A 966-nucleotide genomic window follows, 5' to 3' on the forward strand; every position below is an offset into this window, starting at 1 on the left:
CCGGGTTGACCGTCATGGTCACAGTAGCCACGTTGGAGGTTGCGCCGTTGCTGTCTTTAACTGTGTAGGTAAAGCTGTCGCTGCCGAAGTAATCGGCGTTGGCGGTGTAAATAATCGCGCCCGTAGCTGTTACTTGAGTTTGGCCATTAGTGGCATCCGTGACGATGCTGACACTGCTTACATCTAAGCTGTCGCCGGTATCCACATCGCTGTCGTTACCCAGTACATTGACCTCAAATGAGCCTTCTTCTTGCAGTTGCGCGGTGTTATCCATGGCAACGGGGGCGTCATTGATGGCGTTAATGGTCAGTGTCACGGTGGCAGGCGTTGAGCTTAACCCTTCGCTGTCGGTGAGGGTGTAGGTAAAGCTATACACTCCGTTGACATCTTGTTTAGGTGTTATCGCTAAACTGCCATCAAGATTGACACTCACATCCGCAAAGTCATACATGCCAGCGCCGGTGCCTTTGTTCTCTAAGCTGACATTCGCTGCATTAAAGCCGCTGTCTTCCACGTCTGAGTCGTTGGCTAAAATAGCCAAGGTCGCGGCGGTGTCTTCATCGGTGTTAATGCTGTCATCAGCCACTACAGGACGGTCGTTCACAGCACCGATATTCACGGTAACGGTTGCAGGTAGTGATACCCCGCCTTCGCTATCGGTTAAGGTATAAGTGAAACTATCTTGCCCTGTGACATTGCTATCAGGGGTATACACAAAGGTACCCGCAGCTTGATCTAACACCACTTGCCCTGACGTTGGCCCGCTGACAAGGGTGATATCCCCTGTGGGCGTAGTGTCTTCCACATCCGTTGCTAAACTGCGCAGCGCCGTTGCTGCTGATAACGTGTCTTCATCCACATTAATATTCACCGCCTGTACCACAGGCATGTCGTTCACTGGCGTGATAGTGACGGTCACTGTTGCCGCTGCGGAGGTATTCAGCGCCGCATCTTTTACAGTATAGG

At 52.0% G+C, this 966-nt stretch carries 1 protein-coding gene; it reads right to left on the reverse strand.

Features of this window, described 5'->3' with window-relative positions; all coding sequences use genetic code 11:
- On the reverse strand, window positions 1-966 hold a 966-nt coding region (locus CWB85_RS21530), incomplete at both ends, for a tandem-95 repeat protein (protein WP_138555990.1).

The sequence above is a fragment of the Pseudoalteromonas sp. S1727 genome (genome assembly GCF_005886375.1).
Classification (GTDB): domain Bacteria; phylum Pseudomonadota; class Gammaproteobacteria; order Enterobacterales; family Alteromonadaceae; genus Pseudoalteromonas; species Pseudoalteromonas haloplanktis.